Raw genomic sequence first — 18,506 nt, 5'->3', positions numbered from 1 at the left:
TCTCCTGAGATCGCAACGAAGAGCAGCCGAGCATGGGCTCGGCTCTACAGCAGGGTTTAGGGCGAGGGCGTCGCCAGCGCCTTGGCCTTCGCGTACAGCGCCTTGGCAGTCTCCGCATCACCCAACGCTGCATGGCACTCCGCCAGGCTGTCCCAGACGTTGGCGGATTGCGGATACAGCTCGGTGTTGAGGGCGAATATCTTCAACGCGCTGCGCGCACCGAGGTTCGCGAAGATGGCGTAGCCATCGGTGTTGATCGCGCGTTCCAGTTCCTTGGCCGCGATGCCGCTGCTGTCGCGCAACCATGTGCGCAGGGCCGGTGCAGCGCCTGCGTCATCATCCAGCGCATAGGCAATCAAGCGTTCGGACAGCACCGCATGCGGAAACTCCTCCGGTGCGGCCACCGCCATCGTGCTTTCCACCAGTGTGCTCGACCACACGTTGCGCGCGCTGCCGTTGGTCAGGTACACGAACACCCAGCAACCGTTGGCCAGGCTGCCCTTGTAGGCCAACCGCGCACGCACGCGGGTGCCGCCATCGTGGCCGACCTGGGTGTAGCCGTCGCTGCGGGTGGTGTCCCAGCCCGTGGAGAAGAAGTTGCTGCCGCCGCCGCTCAGCTTCTGTGGCTGCCAGAGCGTTTCCAGCGTGGACGTGCGCAGCAGCTTCCCGGTCGCCAGCGCCTGCAGGAAACGGTTCATGTCGCCCACGGTGGTCTGCAGGTCGGCATGGCCCCAACCGTAGTCCGGCCAGGGGTCTTCGTTCGCTGGCTGCAGCTGGCCGTCCTTGCCAATGTACGGCACCGCCGCGCGCTGCGCCGGCACGCTGGTGATGCCCCACGAGCTGCTCGTCATCTTCAGCGGCTGCAGGATGCGTTCGTGCGCGATGGTCGGGTAGGGCTTGCGGTAGTGTGCTTCCAGCAACGCCGTCAGCACCAGATAGTTGGCCTGGGTGTACTGCACGCGGCTGCCGGTGGCGAACTGCATCGGTGCCGCGCCGGCCACCTTCAGTGCAGCGCCAAGGTCAGGCGCCACACCGGAGTAGCCCTTGCTCACCCAGCGGTTGTCCACCCCGTCGTAGTACTCGCCGATACCCGAGCTGTGGTTGAGGAAATCGCGTACGTGAATGGTCTGCCATGCTGATGGCAGGTCCGGCACATAGCGGCTGGCCGGCGCGTCCAGATCCACCTTGCCTTGATCCACCAATTGCATCACCAGCGTGCTGGTCAGCAGCTTGGCCATCGACTGCGCGGCGAAGATGGTATCGACAGTGGCCGGTGCATGGGCAGCGGGATCGCGTTCGCCGCTGGCGCCCTGGTAGAGCACCTGGCCGTTGTGTGCGACCAGCACTGCCTGGCCGGCGATGCCGTAGCGCTCGCGGTTGGTCTCCAGCTGGGCGTCCAGCTGGGACGAGAGGTTGTCGGGAGCACCGCGCGCCGAAACGGGCAGGGTGGCCATCAGGAGGCAGGAAAGTGCAACGGCAAGAGCGCGATGCATCGCAATGGTCCGTCAGCGGTGATGGCGCATCTTGGCATGTAGAACCGAGCCCATGCTCGGCTGCCTTCGGGCCAGGCATCATGCAGCCGGAAAAAATGAGCCGAGCATGGCTCGGCTCTACAGGTGCCTTGCGGCAGTGCCGGCTGCTGGCCGGCACCCCTGTGATCAGCCGAGGATTCCCGGCAGATCCAGTCCCTTTTCCTTCGCGCAGTCGATCGCGATCTCATAACCCGCATCGGCATGGCGCATCACGCCGGTCGCCGGGTCGTTCCACAGCACACGGCCAATCCGCTTGGCCGCTGCCTCGGTGCCGTCGCAGACGATCACCATGCCGGCGTGCTGCGAGAAGCCCATGCCGACGCCGCCACCGTGGTGCAGCGACACCCAGGTCGCGCCGCTGGCGGTGTTGAGCAGGGCGTTCAGCAGCGGCCAGTCGGAGACCGCGTCGGAACCATCGGCCATCGCCTCGGTTTCGCGGTTCGGCGAGGCCACACTGCCGCTGTCCAGATGGTCACGGCCGATCACCACCGGCGCCTTCAGTTCACCGTTGGCGACCATCTCGTTGAAGGCCAGGCCCAGTCGATCACGATCACCCAGGCCGACCCAGCAGATGCGTGCCGGCAGGCCCTGGAACTTGATCTTCTCGGCGGCCATATCCAGCCAGCGGTGCAGGTGCGGGTTGTCCGGAATCAGTTCCTTCACCTTGGCATCGGTCTTGGCGATGTCTTCCGGGTCACCACTCAGCGCCGCCCAGCGGAACGGGCCGATGCCACGGCAGAACAGCGGGCGGATATACGCCGGCACGAAACCCGGGAAATCGAAGGCATTGGCCACGCCTTCTTCCAGCGCCATCTGCCGCAGGTTGTTGCCGTAGTCCACGGTCGGCACGCCCAGCGCGTGGAAGCCGAGCATGGCGCGGATGTGGTTGGCCATCGAGGCACGCGCAGCCTTTTCCACTTCCTTGGGGGCGGAGACACGCTTTTCATCCCACTGCTCGACCGTCCAGCCCTGCGGCAGGTAGCCGTTCACCGGGTCATGCGCGGAGGTCTGGTCGGTCAGCAGGTCCGGCTTCACGCCGCGCTTGAGCAGTTCAGCCAGCACGTCGGCGACGTTGCCGAGCAGGCCCACCGACTTCGGCGTACCGGCCTTGCACGACTCGTCGATCAGGCGCAGCGCTTCGTCCAGATTGTCGGTCCAGGTGTCCAGGTAGCCGGTGCGCAGACGCATGTCGATGCTGCTCTTGCGGCACTCCACGGCCAGGCAGGAGGCGCCGGCCATCACGGCAGCCAGCGGCTGTGCGCCACCCATGCCGCCCAGGCCACCGGTGAACAGCCACTTCCCGGTCAGGTCGCCACCGAAATGCTGGCGCCCCATTTCCACGAAGGTCTCGTAGGTGCCCTGCACGATGCCCTGCGCGCCGATATAGATCCAGCTGCCGGCGGTCATCTGGCCGTACATGGCCAGGCCCTTCTTATCCAGCTCGTTGAAGTGGTCCCAGTTGGCCCAGCGCGGCACCAGGTTGGAATTGGCGATCAGCACGCGCGGTGCATCGGCGTGGGTGCGGAACACGCCCACCGGCTTGCCGGACTGCACCAGCAGGGTCTGGTCATCGTCCAGGCGCTTGAGCGTTTCGACGATCGCATCGAAGCTCTCCCAGTCACGCGCGGCGCGGCCGATGCCGCCGTACACCACCAGTTCCTGCGGCCGCTCGGCCACATCCGGGTGCAGGTTGTTCATCAGCATGCGCAGCGGCGCTTCGGTCAGCCAGCTCTTGGCGTTGAGCGTGGTGCCGGTCGGCGCGGCGATGGTGCGGGACGGGTCGTTGCGGGTCATGCGGCGCTCCGGTTCGTAGCGAATTCAAGGCAGGCATTGAGCACCTGCGCCAGGGTGTGGCGCAGCGGTGCGGCGTGGTCGGGGTCGAGCGGGGTGGGCCAGCTGTGCTCGTCCACCTGGTCGGGCAACGGTTCGTGCATGTAGCCGCGGCAGGCCAGCTCCATCTGCAGGCTGTGCACGCCGCCGGCGACGTTGCTGTAGTGGCGGGTGATCCAGCCTCCCTTGAAACGGCCGTTGCGCACCTGGCTCATCCCGCTGATCTTCAGCAGGTTCTCCACCACGTCGCTCAAGGCGTTGTCGCAGGAGGTGTCTGGTGCGCCGGACGGGCCGGCGGTACCGAGGTTGAACTGCGGCAGTTCGCCGTCGAACAGGTGCGGGATGTGCGAGCGGATCGAATGCGCGTCGTACACCACCACGGTGCCGTGTCGTGCACGCAGGCGGGTGATCTGTGCGGCCAGCGCATCGTGGTAGGGCAGGAAATACGTGTCGCGGCGCCGGGCGATCTCGGCGTCATCCGGCTCGCGCCCAGCGTGATAGAGCGGCTGGTTGTCGAAGGTGGTCAGCGGGCACAGGCCGGTGGTGTTCTGGCCCGGGTACAGCGAGACCCCGCTGGGGTCACGGTTGAGGTCGATCACCGAACGCGAGATCGCCGAGCGCACCGTGGTCGCGCCCATGCCACGCACGAAGTCGTACAGCTCGTGCACCCACCAGTCGGCATCGCGGCGCGCCAGCCACGGCGAGTGGTAGTCGCCGATCAGGTCATGCGGCAGTTCGCTGCCGGTATGCGGGAAGCTGACGATCAACGGGGCGTCGCCCTCGTGCACCGTCAACCATTCGGGATGGGCGTTCATGCCTGCGGTTCCACGGTCGGCAACAGGTCGGTCAGGCCACGTGCCAGCGCGCCGCTGCGCACCAGGTTGGTGGCGGTCACCATGTCCGGGTGGAAGTAGCGGTCTTCTTCCAGCGTCGGCACCTGGGCACGCAGGGTGGCGCGCACGGTTTCCAGCGCGGCGCTGGAACGCAGCGGGGAATGGAAATCACAGCCCTGCGCGGCGGCCAGCAGCTCGATGCCGATCACGTTGGCGGCGTTCTCGGCCATCTGCATCAAGCGGCGTGCGCCGTGCGCGGCCATCGACACGTGGTCTTCCTGGTTGGCCGAGGTCGGGATCGAATCGACGCTGGCCGGGTAGGCGCGCTGCTTGTTTTCCGAAACCAGCGCGGCGGCGGTCACCTGCGGAATCATGAAGCCGGAATTCAGGCCCGGGCGCGGGGTCAGGAACGCCGGCAGGCCGGACAGCGCCGGGTCCACCAGCATTGCCAGGCGGCGCTCGCTGATCGAGCCGATCTCGCAGACCGCCATCGCCAGCATGTCGGCGGCGAAGGCGACCGGCTCGGCGTGGAAGTTGCCGCCGGACAGCGCCTCGCCGGTATCGGTGAATACCAGCGGATTGTCGGACACGCCGTTGGCTTCGATTTCCAGGGTCGTCGCCGCCTGGCGCAGGATGTCCAGCGCTGCGCCCATCACCTGCGGCTGGCAGCGCAGGCAGTACGGGTCCTGTACGCGTACGTCGTTGTCACGGTGCGATTCGCGGATGTCCGAGCCCTGCATCAGCGTGCGCAGGGTGGCCGCGGTTGCGATCTGCCCGCGCTGGCCGCGGATGGCGTGGATGCGCGGGTCGAACGGTGTGTCAGAACCCTTGGCTGCTTCCACCGACAGCGCACCGGTGACCAGCGCGGCCTGGAACACGGTCTCGATCTCGAACAGGCCCGCCAGCGCATAGGCGGTGGAGAACTGGGTGCCGTTGAGCAGCGCCAGGCCTTCTTTTGCGCCCAGCTCGATCGGCTGCAGGCCGACACGTGCCAGTGCATCGACCGCAGGCAGGCGCTCGTCACCAATGAACGCTTCGCCCACGCCCAGCATCACGCTGGCCAGGTGCGAGAGCGGTGCCAGATCGCCCGAGGCACCCACCGAGCCCTGCGCGGGTACCACCGGCAGCACGCCCTTGACCAGCATCGCTTCCAGCAGCAGCAGCGTTTCCTCGCGGATGCCCGAAGCCCCCTGCGCCAGGCTGACCAGCTTCAGCGCCATCATCAGGCGCACCACGCTGGCCGGCATCGGCTCGCCCACGCCGGCGGCATGCGAGAGCACGATGTTCCGCTGCAGGGTGGCCAGGTCCTCGCGCTCGATGCGCACGCTGGCCAGCTTGCCGAAGCCGGTGTTGATGCCATACACCGGCGCGCCCTTGGCGACGATGGCGGCCACCGCTGCAGCACTGGCGCGCACCACCGGCAGCGCGGCCGGGTCCAGTGCAAGCGGTGCACCGCGATAGACCTGCCGCCACTGGGCGAGAGTGACATGGCCGGGGCGAAGAACCAGGGTGTTGCTCATGTGTTGCTCCAGGAGGCAGGCAGGTCGGGCTGTCCGCGCACCACGCGCGCGTGCAGCGGGTTGAATCCAATGCGATAGACCAGGTCGGCGGGGGCATCGATGTCCCAGATCGCCAGGTCGCAGTCCATGCCCACGGCCAGGCGGCCGATGCGCTCGCCGTGGCCCAGCGCGCGCGCCGCTTCACGGGTGAAGCCGGCGATGCACTCGTCCACGGTCAGGCGGAACAGGGTGGCGCCCATGTTCATGGCCAGCAGCGGGCTGGTCAGCGGCGAGGTGCCCGGGTTGCTGTCGGTGGCCAGCGCCAGCGGCACGCCGGCCGCACGCAGCGCAGCGATCGGCGGCAGGGTGGTATCGCGGGTGAAATAGAAGGCGCCGGGCAGCAGCACGGCGACGGTGCCAGCGGCGGCCATCGCGGCGATGCCGTCGTCATCCAGATGTTCAATATGGTCGGCCGACAGTGCATCGAAGCTGGCCGCCAGTTCGGCGCCATGCTGGTTGCTCAGCTGCTCGGCGTGGATCTTCACCGCCAGCCCGTTGGCGCGCGCCGCTTCGAAGACCTGGCGCGCCTGCGCCGGCGAGAAGGCGATGTTCTCGCAGAACACATCCACCGCTTCGGCCAGGCCTTCGGCGGCGATGGCCGGAATCATCACCTCGCACACCTCGTCGGTGTACTCCTGTGCTTCGCGGCCCGGCGGAATCGCGTGTGCACCGAGGAAGGTGGTCACCACGTTGACCCGGCATTCCTCGCCCAGTGCGCGTGCGACCTGCAGCTGCTTGCGCTCGTCGGGCAGGTTCAGGCCGTAGCCGGACTTGATCTCGAGGGTGGTCACGCCCTCGGCGCGCATTGCCAGCAGGCGCGGCCGGCTTTCGCTGGCCAGCTGTTCCGGCGTCGCAGCACGAGTGGCGCGCACGGTGGAGACGATGCCGCCGCCGGCACGGGCGATCTCGGCATAGCTGACGCCCTGCAGGCGCTGCTCGAATTCGTTGGCGCGGTTGCCGGCGTAGACCAGGTGGGTGTGGCAGTCGATCAGGCCCGGCGAGATCCAGCGGCCTTCGCCGTCGATGCGGGTGGTTGGCTGCAGGTGGGCGTCGCTGCCCGCCGGGCCGACATGGGCGATGCGGCCGCCGGCGCAGGCCAGCACGCCATCGCGGATGACACCCAGCCCCTCGACGTCGAGGGTGATCAGGTGGACGTTGGACCAGAGGGTATCGACGTGCATGGCATCCACAACGCGGCTGTGCTTATATGTCTATACAATATAGGTGTCCATTTCGGGTTGTCCAGCCATGTCCGATTCGCGTTCCCCGCACTGTTTCCATGCCGCCCACGCCCTGCTGGCTGACGGCTGGGCCCGTGATGTCCGCCTGCAGGTGCAGGAGGGCCGCATCTCGGCGATCAGCGTGGGGCAGGGCGCCCAGCACGGCGACACCCGGGTCGGCATCCTGGTGCCGGGCCTCCCCAACCTGCACAGCCACGCGTTCCAGCGCGGCATGGCCGGCCTGACCGAGATCGGCGGCGGCGACGGTGACAGCTTCTGGAGCTGGCGCGAGCTGATGTACCGCTTCCTCGCCCATCTGCGCCCCGACGCGGTGCAGGCCATCGCCGCCCAGGCCTACATGGAAATGCTGGAAAGCGGCTTCACCCGCGTCGGCGAGTTCCACTACCTGCATCACGATGCCGACGGCCAGCCGTTTGCCGATCGCGCCGAGATGAGCGCGCGGATCGCTGCCGCCGCCGCGCAGACCGGCATCGGCCTGACCCTGCTGCCGGTGTTCTACGCCCACGCCGATTTCGGTGGCGCGCCGCCGAATCCGGCGCAGCGCCGCCTGATCCATGATGTCGAGGGCTTCGCGCAGCTGCTGGACGCGGCCAAGCCAGCGTTGGCCGCGCTGCCTGACGCGGTGCTCGGCATCGCGCCGCACAGCCTGCGGGCAGTCACCGGCGAGGAATTGAGTGCATTGCTGCCACTGACCGACGGCCCGGTGCACATCCATATCGCCGAGCAGGTGCGTGAAGTGGAGGCCTGCCTGGCCTGGAGCGGCCAGCGTCCGGTGCAGTGGCTGTACGACCACGCGCCGGTGGATGCGCGCTGGTGCCTGGTGCATGCCACCCATATCACCGATGACGAGCGCGCGGCTATCGTGGCCAGCGGTGCCGTGGCCGGGCTGTGCCCGATCACCGAGGCGAACCTGGGCGACGGCCTGTTCCCGATGCAGGCCTTTGCGCGCGAGGGCGGGCGCTTCGGCGTCGGCTCCGATTCCAACGTGCTGATCGATGCCGCCGAAGAACTGCGCCTGCTCGAATACGGCCAGCGCCTTACGTTGCGCGGGCGCAATGTGCTGGCGCCGGACGCCACCCGCAGCACCGGTCGCTTCCTGTTCGAAGGCGCACTGCACGGTGGCGCACAGGCGCTGGGCGTGGCCGCTGGCCTGCAGGTCGGCGCCAGCGCCGATCTGGTCGAACTGGATGCTGCACACCCGGCGTTGCAGGCGCGGCAGGATGACGCATGGCTTGACAGCTGGGTGTTCGCCGCACGTAATGGCGCGCTGCGATCGGTCTGGCGCCATGGCCGCCAGTGCGTGGCCGAGGGCCGCCACCTGCAGCGCGAGGCGATCACCACCGCCTTCGCCGCCGCCCTGAAGGGCGTGCTGGGCTGATCGCCTCCGCCACCGGGACCCCATTACGTGAAGGCCAGCAAGTCCGCCACGCTCAACCAGCGTATCCGCAGCGATCTGGAAAGCCGCATCCTCAGCGGAGAGTGGGCGCCGGGCTTCCGTATTCCCTACGAGCACGAGCTGATGGAACAGTACGGCTGCTCGCGGATGACGGTGAACAAGGTGCTGACCGCGCTGGCCGAGAGCGGCATGATCGAGCGCCGCCGTCGTGCGGGTTCGTTCGTAGCGCGGCAGCCGCCGCACCTGGAGCAGGTTGCGCTGGAAATTCCGGATATCGCCATGGAGGTCGGCTCACGCGGCCACCTGTACGGCTACCGGCTGCTGCTGCGCGAGCTGCGCCTGGCCGAAAGCAGCAATGCCGGCGAGGTGGAGCTGGCCGGCCAGCAGCAGCTGCTGGCGATGCGCTGCCTGCATCTGGCCGATGGCCGTCCGTTGGCGCTGGAACATCGACTGATCAGTCCGGTGGGCGTGCCCGAGGTGCTGGACGTTGATTTCAACACCACCGCGCCGGGCAGCTGGCTGCTGCAGAACGTGTCGTGGACGCGCGCGCAGCACCGCATCAGTGCCTGGGGCGCGGATACCGCCACGGCGAAGCTGCTGGACGTGAAGCCCGGCACCGCCTGCCTGGTGATCGAGCGCCTGACCTGGCGCGGTGAACAGCCGATCACCCGCGTGCGGCAGGTATTCCTGGGGGATGCCTGGGACCTGGTGGCGCGCTTCGCGCCGGGCGCGCGATAGGGATTCCATCCACGCATGGCGTGGATCTACTGGTCCGGAACGACTGTCGCCTTGAACTCTGTCGGCGCGTGTGTACGATGTGTATCGTCCCTGCATGAAGAGCAGGGACCTCATCCGGGATCTGGAGGCGGCGGGTTGGACCTGTTGCAGGATCCGCGGATCCCATCATGTATTCGTGCACCCGCAGCGGCCTCACATCATCACCGTGCCTCACCCCAAAAAGGATCTGGGCAAGGGGCTGGTGCTGGCGCTGCGGAAGCTGGCAGGACTGACGTAGGAGGTCCCATGCGCTATCCAGTCTTGATTGAGGCGGGCGATGAACGCACCGCGTGGGGTGTCATCGTTCCCGATCTGCAGGGGTGCTTCTCGGCGGCCGACACGCTTGACAATGCACTCAGTGCGGCCGAGGAATCTGCGCTTGCCTGGATCGATGCGGCCCTGGATGAGGGGCGCTCGATTCCGAATCCTTCTGCGCCACAGAAGATCGTCGCCGAGGCTCCCAGTGGTACGGCCTGGATTCTTGCCTACATCTGCATTGATCCGTCTCTGCTGGACGACACCATCGAGCGGGTCAACATCAGCCTGCCGCGTCGCATCCTGGCGAGGCTGGATGCGCAGGCCAGAGCGGCCGGCGAATCCCGCTCCAGTTACATCGCCCATCTCGCGGCTTTGGGCTGAGCAGGCGCCATGTAGAGCCGAGCCCATGCTCGGCTGCTGTTCGCGCGATGCGCGATGAGTCGAGCGTGGCTCGACTCTGCAAAGGCATCCACGCATGGCGTGGATCTACCAAAGACTCGTGCATCGGGATTCAGTAGATCCACGCCATGCGTGGATGTTGGTCCCAATCAATACGTGGCGCATTGCCGCCAGCGTACCGGCTCATTCACGCCCGGGCGGGCATTGAGCTGGATGCGCACGTTGCGCAGCGCGGGATAGCGCAGCACTTCCTCGCACACGCGTGGCCACACGGCTTCCAGTTCACCGGTGCGGTTGATCGCCAGGGTCTGCCGGGTCAGCCAGACACCGCTGGCGATACCGGGCTTGCCGGCCAGGGCGCGGGACAGATCGGCCTGGAAGCGCTCCAGGGTGGCCGCGTCCGGATTGGGATTGCTGCGCTCATCGGTGGCCGCCGCCGTCGGCGAGGGCGCCGTAGTGATGGGCGGTGCAGCCTCGCTCGCTTCGGGTGCTGCGTGGGCTGCGGGGGCGTCCGCTGGCGACGGGGCAGTCTCCACTGGCGCTGCAGCAACGGGCGCGGTGTCCTCCATATGCAGGCCCTGCACGCCGAGCCCGACCAGCAGGCCCAGCGTCACCGAACCCAGCGCGGCGATAGCGATGCGGCGCAGCGCTTCATGCCGGGCACGGGTGCGCACGCGCGATTCGATGTCCGCCGGCAGGTAGGGTTGCAGCAACGGCCACAGGCGGGGCCCATCAAGGACTTCCACCGCCTGCTTCTCGGCAGCGCTGCGGCCATCGCGTTCGATCCGGCCTTCGGTCAGCAGCACGCCACCCTTGGCGCCGGCCAGGCGCGCGGCGGCGCCCAGTTCGTTCACCGCGGCGGTACCAATGCGATAGGCCAGGCCATGCTTGCACGCCACCAGCCAGGTGTTGGGGCCATCGCTGAGCAGGAAGTCGCTGCTGGGCTCGCGTGATTCTTCCGTGGCATCGCTGAGTTCACGCAGGCCGCGCTGTTCGCGCAGCATGCGCTTTACCAGCACCGAGAACTCGCGCCAATGCATGCCGGCCAGCGCCTGCAGGCCCAGTTGCATCTCCTTCTGCCGCCGCTTGATCCACCACAGATAGACAACGGCCAGGGAACAGGTAAGCAGGGCCGACAGCAGGGCCAGGATCCAAGGGAGCATGCAGGAGGTGCGCGGAAGGGGCGAATGCGGAAGACGACAGTGTAAAGGTCGCACTATCCGGCTGGGTCAGGACGTTCCTGACAGGAAGCGTGATGGAACGCTCAGATCGGCATACGGCAGACACGAAAAACCCGCCAATCCTGAAGCCGTGAGGGGAGGGAACAAACGGCAGCCGAAGCGATTGGCGGGTTGCTCGCGATTGTCAATCAAAATTTATTGCATTGCAACAATCGATGTTCAGGGCACGCTGTCCGGCGACTGATGGCTGCCCGGTGCGGGGGCATCGGCGCCCGAGGCCGCACGGTTTTCCAGCTTGGCCAGCCGCGCGTGCAGGGCGTCGATACGGGCTTCCAGCGCGGTCACCTCGTCGGCAGTGGGCACGTGCAGGCGCTTGAGTACGCCCTGCACCTGGTCGTCGAAGGCCTTTTCGACCTTGTTCCAGGTGCCGGAGGCCTTCTCGCGGGCCTCATCCAGTGAGGTTTCCACGTTGTCGCGCCAGCCCGGACCCTGTTCGCCATTGCGCTCACGGCGGCGGGCTTCCCAGGCTTCGCCTTCCTTCACCAGGCCATCGAAGAAGCGGCTGCCCTCGGCCTGTGCGCGGCCCAAGGCCCCCAGGCCAGCCAGCCAGACCTGCTGGGCCGAGTCGCTGAGCTTGCGCGAGAAGCGCTCGGCCTGGTCACCGAACGAGGCTTCGTCGTTGCGGCGGTCATCGTTTTCGTACTGGTTCATCGCACTTCCCGTGGGAGTTGGGCCTGGCCCGAGAGTAGCGCGCGTTGGCGTTGCACGGCCGTGACGGCCGGCGCCGGGGTTCAGCCCAGCTTTTCCTTCAGCACGCGCTGGATCTCGCCTTCCACCATGCCTTTCATCGCTGACAGCAGGAAGCCCAGCTTGGCGGTCACGCGCACGGCGCCCGGCTGCAGCTCGATCGCACCATCCACGCCGCTGCCGGAAAAGTTCAGCACGTCGGCGGTCCAGGACGACTTCAGGCCGAAGCGCTCGGACAGCTTGGCGGCGACCTGTTCGATCGCGGCGCGTGCCTGTGCGTCGGGCAGGGCGTGGGCGTGGCGGACATCGATGGTGGACATGCAGGCTCCTGGCGCAGGGCGGGGATGATCAATGAGGGCGAGCATTGTGCGCATCGAGGGCCGTCGCGCCAAGCACTCATCGCAGGTTCTTCTTCGTTGGCGGCCAACCTGCTAGGCTGCGCCGCGTGCAGAACCTGCTTGTTCACTTCAGTCAACAACAACAGCCCGACCAGCCGCTGCGGCCCGGGGTGCAACGCATCGTGCGCCAGGCCAACGGCAGTGTGCGGCTCGGCGACGCCGGCCACGGCGCGCTGCTGCTGGCGCAGTTCTGCATGGACGATCGCGGCCTGTGGCTGCAGGTCGGCAACGGTATCCGTGGCATCCACGTGAATGGTCGACCGGTGCGCCGCATGGCCCTGCTGCGTGCGGGCGATGCGGTGTATGTGGACGGTGTGGAGATGGTGCTGCAGGGCGAGGTCGAGAGCCTGCTGCAGGCCCCCGCACCGAAGAATGATGACGGCAGCGACGAGCAGCAGCGCCTGCTGCGTGGCGTTGGTGGCCTGCATCATGGCCGCAGCTTCACCCTGTCGCGGGCCCGCCTGGTCGGTCGCGGCAGTGAGGCCGACATCGCCATCGACGATCCGGCCTTCGCCGAACAGCACGCCCGCGTGGAAGTGCACGGTGATCGTGTGCTGCTGCGGGACCTCGGCAGTGCCGACGGTACCCGGGTCAACGGCGTGGCCGTGCGCCACTGCTGGCTGCAGGCCGGCGACCAGGTGGTGTTCGATGGCCAGCACCGGTTCGTGCTGGAAGTGCCGCATGACCCGCGCCGTCGCCCGCTGCCGGATGAAGACGAGTCCAGCCAGGACGCCGAGCAGGCGCCGGTGCTGCCGGCCGTGCCGCGCAAGGTCCGGCGCTGGCCGTGGCTGCTGGCCAGCGCCTTGTTGCTGGCGGCAGTGCTCAGCCTGCTGCTCTGGTTCGGCGCGCGCTGACGGTCGCGCGGTGACGGTAGTGCCGGCCGCTGGCCGGCAACCGCCGCCCCGAATCCATGAGGTTGCCGGCCAGCGGCCGGCACTACCCGGTCGCGTCGCCAATGGATTCCAATGAAACCAAATTTCCCTTGCGCCACAAGGCCGCAAGGCTGGTGCACTGCGGCATACTAGGGGTCTTGCCCCACAGGTGTGACATGACGCGCGCGTTCAACTTCAGTGCCGGCCCTGCGACCTTGCCGGAATCGGTCCTGCGCCAGGCGCAGGCGGAAATGCTGGACTGGCACGGGTCCGGCGCTTCGATCGTGGAAATGAGCCATCGCGGCGCGGAATTCATGTCCGTGGCCGCCGAAGCCGAGGCCGACCTGCGTCGCCTGCTCGACATCCCCGACGACTATGCGGTGCTGTTCCTGTCCGGTGGCGCCACCACCCAGCAGGCGCTGATCCCGCTCAACTTCGCCGCCCCGGGCCAGCGTGCCGATTACGTGGTCAGTGGCCACTGGGGCAAGACGGCGGTCAAGCAGGCCGGGGTCTACGTCGACGTCAACATCGCCGCCAGCAGCGAGACCAACGGCTACCGCGAGCTGCCGGCGCGTGCCGACTGGCAGCTGTCGCGTGATGCCGCCTACGTGCACATCACCGCCAACGAGACCATCCACGGCGTCGAATTCCGTGATGTGCCCGATACCGGCAACGTCCCGCTGATCGCCGACTTCAGCTCGTCCATCGCCAGTGAGCCGCTGGATGTGCGCCGCTATGGTGTGATCTACGCCGGCGCGCAGAAGAACCTCGGTCCGGTCGGCATCGCGGTGATGATCATCCGCCGCGACCTGCTCGAGCGCAGTGGCCAGCCGCGCGCGGACATCTTCGATTACCGCTCGCACGTCGCCCGCGATTCGATGCTCAACACGCCGCCGACCTGGAACTGGTATCTGGCCGGCCTGGTGTTCAAGTGGATGCTGGCCGAGGGCGGCGTGACCGAGTTCGCCAAGCGCAATGCCGCCAAGGCCGCGCTGGTGTACGGCGCCATCGACGGCTCCGGCGGCTTCTACCGCAATGAGGTCGCACATGCGGCCCGTTCGCGGATGAACATCCCCTTCTTCCTGCCCGATGCCGATCTCGACGCCCGTTTCGTCGCCGAGGCCAAGGCCGCCGGTCTGCTGGCGCTGAAGGGCCACAAGGTGGTCGGCGGTATCCGGGCCTCGCTGTACAACGCCATGCCGCTGGCCGGGGCCGAGGCGCTGGTCGCCTTCATGGCCGATTTCCAGCAGCGTCACGGTTGAGCAATGAATGGCGCGCACCGTCAGGTGCGTGCCCCGCAACAGGGAATTCCGATGGCAAGCAGCAAATCCAGCAAGAAGGCGCCGAAGAAGGCCGAACCGGCCAAGGACAGCGCCTCCACCAAGGCCAAGGGCAAGAGCACGTCCAAGGCCGCGTCGAACCCGGCGCCCACCCTGGCGCCGCTGGCGCTGGCCGATGTGCGCTCGAAGATCGACCAGATCGACCGCGACATCCAGAACCTGATCGCCGAGCGCGCGCGTTTCGCCCACCAGGTCGGCAAGGCCAAGGGCAAGCTGGCCGCCGCCGTGGACTACTACCGCCCCGAACGCGAAGCGCAGGTGCTGCGCATGGTGGTGGACCGCAACGAAGGCCCGCTCAGCGACGAGCTGCTGGTGCACGTCTACCGCGAGATCATGTCGGCCTGCCTGGCGCAGCAGGAGCCGCTGAAGATCGGCTACCTCGGCCCGGAAGGCACCTTCAGCCAGCAGGCCGTGCTCAAGCACTTCGGCCGCTCCGCGCTGGGCCTGCCGATGGCCAGCATCGAGGAAGTGTTCCAGGAAGTGGAAGCGGGCAACGCCGATTTCGGCGTGGTGCCGGTGGAGAATTCGGGGCAGGGCACCATCCAGATCACCCTGGACATGTTCCTGACCTCGAATCTGAAGATCTGTGGCGAAGTCGAACTGCGCGTGCAGCAGTACCTGATGTCGCGCAGCGGCCGCATCGAGGACATCGAGCGCATCTACGCACACCCGCAGTCGTTCATGCAGACCTCGGCGTGGCTGCGCGCCAACCTGCCGAAGGCCGAGAAGATTCCGGTATCCAGCAACGCCGAAGGTGCGCGCCGTGCGCGCAACGCCGACGACGCGGCTGCCATCGGCGGCGAGAGTGCCGGCCACGTGTACGGCCTGAAGAAGGTGGTCACCAAGCCGATCCAGAACGATGCCGACAACACCACCCGCTTCCTGGTGGTGGGCCGCAATATCTTCCCGACCTCAGGCCACGACCGCACCTCGGTGCTGGTGTTCATCCATGACAAGCCCGGTGCGCTGTTCGACGTGCTCAGCCCGTTCGCCCGCCACGGCATCAGCATGAACCGCATCGAGTCGCGCCCGTCGCACCACGGCAAGTGGGAGTACGGCTTCTTCATCGACCTGGCCGGCCACATCGACGACGCGCCGATGCAGGCTGCCCTGGCCGAACTGGAAGCGCACTCGGCGCAGATCAAGGTGCTTGGCTCCTACCCGGTGGCCGTGCCCTGAGTGCTGCTGCGGCGGCCCTGGCCGCCGCTCCCTGATGCATCGCCGGCGCTGCCGGCGTTTACGGAATGATCGAACGATGAGCAACGCGCAACACTGGATTGCCCGCAAGGGCCAGCCGCTGCAGGGCAGCCTGACCATTCCCGGCGACAAGTCGGTCTCGCACCGCTCGGTGATGTTCGCCGCGCTGGCCGATGGCACCTCGCATATCGAAGGTTTCCTGGAAGGCGAAGACACCCGCGCCACTGCGCGCATCTTCAGCCAACTCGGCGTGCGCATCGAAACGCCCAGCGCGTCGCAGCGCATCGTGCACGGCGTCGGCATCGACGGCCTGCAGGCACCCAGCGCACCGCTGGACTGCGGCAATGCAGGTACCGGCATGCGCCTGCTGGCCGGCCTGCTGGCAGGCCAGGCCTTCGACTGCACGCTGATCGGCGATGAGTCGTTGTCGGGCCGCCCGATGCGCCGTGTCACCGGCCCGCTGTCGCAGATGGGCGCGAAGATCGACACCCAGGACGACGGCACGCCGCCGCTGCACGTGCATGGCGGCCAGTCGCTGCACGGCATCGACTTCGCCTCGCCGGTGGCCAGCGCACAGATCAAGTCGGCGGTGCTGTTGGCCGGCCTGTACGCGCAGGGCGAAACCCGGGTGACCGAACCGCATCCGACCCGTGACTACACCGAGCGCATGCTGTCGGCGTTCGGCGTGGACATCGAGTTTTCACCGGGCAAGGCGCGCCTGCGGGGCGGCCAGCGCCTGCGCGCCACGGACATCGTGGTGCCGGCCGACTTCTCGTCTGCGGCGTTCTACCTGGTGGCCGCCACCATCATTCCCGGTTCCGAGCTGCGCCTGAAGCAGGTCGGCCTGAACCCGCGTCGCACCGGCCTGCTGCACGCGCTGCGCCTGATGGGCGCGGACATCACCGAAGAGAATCCGGCCGAGCAGGGCGGTGAGCCCGTCGCTGATCTGGTGGTGCGCTACGCTCAGTTGAAGGGTGCGCGCATTCCGGAAGCGCTGGTGCCGGACATGATCGACGAGTTCCCGGCGCTGTTCGTGGCGGCTGCGGCCGCAGAAGGCCAGACCGTGGTGAGCGGTGCGGCCGAGCTGCGGGTGAAGGAATCCGATCGTCTCGCTGCGATGGCCACTGGCCTGCGCGCGCTGGGCATGCAGGTGGACGAAACCGAAGACGGTGCCACCCTGCACGGTGGCGTGCGCCTGGGCAGCGGCACCATCGAAAGCCACGGCGACCATCGCATTGCCATGGCGTTCGCCATTGCCGGCCAGATCAGTGACGGCGAAGTGCGCATCAACGATATCGCCAACGTCGCCACGTCCTTCCCGGATTTCGACGGCCTTGCGCGCAGCGCCGGGTTCAACCTGGTCTGATCGGCGCCGCAACCGCCGGGCGTGGCCCGGCGCCGCCGGACACGGTGTGGATAGCGCCGGGCCATGCCCGGCGGATCGCATTCCGCGGTAGCTGCCGACCTTGGTCGGCACGTTCACATCGCCCGGTAGGTGCCGACCTTGGTCGGCACGCTTTTCCGCATAAAAGGACGGAGGCCGAAGCCTCCGTCTAAACATCACGAACCCCTCGTCCGCGATCAACGCTGCTCGGTACGGAAATCCACCGGGACCCGCACCACGCTGGCGATGGCACGGCCTTCGTGCATCGCCGGCTGGAACTTCCAGTTCTGCACAGTGCTCAGCACTGCGCGGTCCAGATCGCGACTGCGCTCGCCGCTGCGCGAAACGATCGCGGCATTGGCGACGTTGCCGCGGGTATCGACACTCAGGCTGGCGATCACGCTGCCCTGCACGCCACTACGCAGCGCAGCGGCGGGGTAGGTGGGCATGCGGTTGCTGGCCAGCGGGCGGGCCTCACGATTGCGCACTACCGGCGTGGCCTTCCGCGAAGCGGTAGCCGGGACCGCCTGGCGCGCGGCAGGGGCCGTTGCATCCGTCACCACTGCCTGCTCGGGGGCGGGAAGCATGCGCTCCCCGACCGGTGCCGGTGCCACGTCTTCCTGGTTCGAATGACGCAGCCAGAGCAGGGCGGCAGCAAACATCGCCACGATCAGCGCGATCCACATCCAGGGTGACGTAGGTTTGTGCTGCAGGCTGGAATCTTCCTGCAGATGCGGCGAATGAAGGTCTTCGTGGGTGGTGGCAGCCATCGCTAACTCCTTCCGTCATTGGACGACGTGGGAAGTGTTGCGCGAGCCACGGGCGAGAAGTGTCAGCGTTGCGTCAAGGCCACCGGCAGGGTTCAGTTTGCCTGCCGGGAAGCGTTCAGTTACTGCGTCTTGAAGTCGAATGGCACTTCAATGCTGCCGGGGACGGCCTGGCCGTTGCTCTGCGCCGGTGTGAAGCGCCAGCGGCGCACGGCGTCTGTGGCGGCACGGTCGAGCTCGCGTGAACCGCTGCGCTGGATCACCGTGGCGTTGTTTGGATAGCCGGTGGCGTCCACGTCCACCCGCACCACCACGGTGCCGGTCTCGCCAGCGCGCAGCGCGGCAGCCGGGTAGGCGGGTGGCGGCGACTGGCCGGCAATCGGCATCGGCTGGCTGTTGCCGGTGGCCGCCGGCGCAGGGCCTGGTGCGGCCGGGGCTGCTTCAGCGATGGGGGCAGGCGGCGGTGGGGCCGTTTCGACCAGCTTTGGTGCTTCTTCCTCTACCGGGGCCGGCTTGGCATCGGGCATGTCGCTGGAACCGGCCGCAGCGGCCAACGGCTCCGGCAGGGGCTCGATCTGGGCGGTTTCCTGCGGGGTCTGCGCGGCAGGATCGGCGCGGAAGAACTCCTTGTCGCGACCTGTCAGCCAGACCAGCACAAACAGCAGCACGCCCACGCCGAAGGCGATACCGGCGATCTTCAGGGCATTGCGCGGGATATGCACAGTGAACGACTTGGCGGACGACGAGCGGGGTGCAGACATGGACCGGACCAGTACGGAGTGGCTCGATTCTGCC

Annotated in this window: 18 protein-coding genes; 8 read left to right on the top strand and 10 right to left on the bottom strand. The window is 67.6% G+C overall.

The features are described from left to right. Window positions 1-56: 56 nt before the first annotated feature. The 5 genes from ACZK29_RS13915 to hutI form a co-directional block, all read right to left on the bottom strand. A complete protein-coding gene (locus ACZK29_RS13915; protein ID WP_111203551.1) occupies window positions 57-1,493 on the bottom strand; it encodes a serine hydrolase domain-containing protein in 1,437 nt (478 codons plus the stop codon). Window positions 1,494-1,658: 165 nt separating this feature from the next. After that, the gene (hutU, locus tag ACZK29_RS13910; RefSeq protein WP_111150194.1) at window positions 1,659-3,326 is read right to left on the bottom strand and encodes a urocanate hydratase; all 1,668 of its coding nucleotides are present in this window, start codon (window positions 3,324-3,326) and stop codon (window positions 1,659-1,661) included. After that, on the bottom strand, window positions 3,323-4,177 hold the full coding sequence (hutG, locus tag ACZK29_RS13905; RefSeq protein ID WP_478446164.1) for an N-formylglutamate deformylase: 855 nt from the start codon (window positions 4,175-4,177) through the stop codon (window positions 3,323-3,325). The genes hutU and hutG overlap by 4 nt, the downstream gene beginning before the upstream one ends. Beyond that, a complete protein-coding gene (gene hutH, locus ACZK29_RS13900; RefSeq protein ID WP_478446163.1) occupies window positions 4,174-5,715 on the bottom strand; it encodes a histidine ammonia-lyase in 1,542 nt (513 codons plus the stop codon). Before hutH ends, hutG begins: the two co-directional genes overlap by 4 nt. Next, window positions 5,712-6,935, bottom strand: a complete 1,224-nt coding sequence (hutI, locus tag ACZK29_RS13895) for an imidazolonepropionase (protein ID WP_478446162.1) — start codon at window positions 6,933-6,935, stop codon at window positions 5,712-5,714. The genes hutH and hutI overlap by 4 nt, the downstream gene beginning before the upstream one ends. 67 nt (window positions 6,936-7,002) lie before the next feature. Between hutI and ACZK29_RS13890 the strand changes: the two genes are divergently transcribed. The 4 genes from ACZK29_RS13890 (at window position 7,003) to ACZK29_RS13875 (ending at window position 9,807) form a co-directional block, all read left to right on the top strand. Next, window positions 7,003-8,373 carry a formimidoylglutamate deiminase gene (locus tag ACZK29_RS13890; RefSeq protein WP_478446161.1) on the top strand — a complete coding sequence of 457 codons (1,371 nt, stop codon included), beginning with the start codon at window positions 7,003-7,005 and terminating at the stop codon, window positions 8,371-8,373. A gap of 27 nt (window positions 8,374-8,400) precedes the next feature. Then, window positions 8,401-9,129 (top strand): histidine utilization repressor, encoded by a 729-nt coding sequence (hutC, locus tag ACZK29_RS13885; protein WP_459047028.1) that lies wholly within the window; start codon window positions 8,401-8,403, stop codon window positions 9,127-9,129. A 94-nt stretch (window positions 9,130-9,223) separates the two neighbouring features. Next, window positions 9,224-9,406: a type II toxin-antitoxin system HicA family toxin gene (locus ACZK29_RS13880; protein WP_111203575.1), complete on the top strand. Its 183-nt coding sequence runs from the start codon at window positions 9,224-9,226 to the stop codon at window positions 9,404-9,406. Between the two features lie 8 nt (window positions 9,407-9,414). Next, window positions 9,415-9,807: a type II toxin-antitoxin system HicB family antitoxin gene (locus ACZK29_RS13875; protein WP_111203545.1), complete on the top strand. Its 393-nt coding sequence runs from the start codon at window positions 9,415-9,417 to the stop codon at window positions 9,805-9,807. A gap of 167 nt (window positions 9,808-9,974) precedes the next feature. Here ACZK29_RS13875 and ACZK29_RS13870 read toward each other — a convergent pair whose 3' ends face one another. The 3 genes from ACZK29_RS13870 to ACZK29_RS13860 all read right to left on the bottom strand — a co-directional run bounded on the left by ACZK29_RS13870 (window position 9,975) and on the right by ACZK29_RS13860 (window position 12,073). Further along, the gene (locus ACZK29_RS13870) at window positions 9,975-10,988 is read right to left on the bottom strand and encodes a restriction endonuclease (RefSeq protein ID WP_111203544.1); all 1,014 of its coding nucleotides are present in this window, start codon (window positions 10,986-10,988) and stop codon (window positions 9,975-9,977) included. A gap of 237 nt (window positions 10,989-11,225) precedes the next feature. Then, window positions 11,226-11,717 (bottom strand): phasin family protein, encoded by a 492-nt coding sequence (locus tag ACZK29_RS13865; protein WP_111203543.1) that lies wholly within the window; start codon window positions 11,715-11,717, stop codon window positions 11,226-11,228. A gap of 80 nt (window positions 11,718-11,797) precedes the next feature. Then, on the bottom strand, window positions 11,798-12,073 hold the full coding sequence (locus tag ACZK29_RS13860; protein WP_005417302.1) for a polyhydroxyalkanoic acid system family protein: 276 nt from the start codon (window positions 12,071-12,073) through the stop codon (window positions 11,798-11,800). Between the two features lie 125 nt (window positions 12,074-12,198). Between ACZK29_RS13860 and ACZK29_RS13855 the strand changes: the two genes are divergently transcribed. The 4 genes from ACZK29_RS13855 (at window position 12,199) to aroA (ending at window position 16,926) form a co-directional block, all read left to right on the top strand. Further along, window positions 12,199-13,005 carry an FHA domain-containing protein gene (locus tag ACZK29_RS13855; RefSeq protein ID WP_111203542.1) on the top strand — a complete coding sequence of 269 codons (807 nt, stop codon included), beginning with the start codon at window positions 12,199-12,201 and terminating at the stop codon, window positions 13,003-13,005. Between the two features lie 194 nt (window positions 13,006-13,199). Beyond that, window positions 13,200-14,285, top strand: coding sequence for a 3-phosphoserine/phosphohydroxythreonine transaminase (gene serC / locus ACZK29_RS13850; protein ID WP_111203541.1), 1,086 nt, complete (start codon window positions 13,200-13,202; stop codon window positions 14,283-14,285). Window positions 14,286-14,336: 51 nt separating this feature from the next. Next, on the top strand, window positions 14,337-15,542 hold the full coding sequence (gene pheA, locus ACZK29_RS13845; protein ID WP_057503311.1) for a prephenate dehydratase: 1,206 nt from the start codon (window positions 14,337-14,339) through the stop codon (window positions 15,540-15,542). Between the two features lie 76 nt (window positions 15,543-15,618). Further along, window positions 15,619-16,926: a 3-phosphoshikimate 1-carboxyvinyltransferase gene (gene aroA / locus ACZK29_RS13840; RefSeq protein WP_111203540.1), complete on the top strand. Its 1,308-nt coding sequence runs from the start codon at window positions 15,619-15,621 to the stop codon at window positions 16,924-16,926. Window positions 16,927-17,141: 215 nt separating this feature from the next. On the opposite strand, the gene ACZK29_RS13835 is transcribed toward aroA, so the two are convergent. Further along, entirely contained in the window at window positions 17,142-17,714 is a 573-nt protein-coding gene (locus tag ACZK29_RS13835) for an energy transducer TonB (RefSeq protein WP_111203539.1), read from the bottom strand. 119 nt (window positions 17,715-17,833) lie between these two features. Next, entirely contained in the window at window positions 17,834-18,472 is a 639-nt protein-coding gene (locus ACZK29_RS13830; protein WP_010480562.1) for an energy transducer TonB, read from the bottom strand. Window positions 18,473-18,506 lie beyond the last annotated feature (34 nt).

The organism is Stenotrophomonas sp. 89682_Sma, assembly GCF_056481405.1.
Note: the sequence above shows the minus strand (reverse complement) of the source record. Positions and strands in the feature narration are given on the sequence as shown.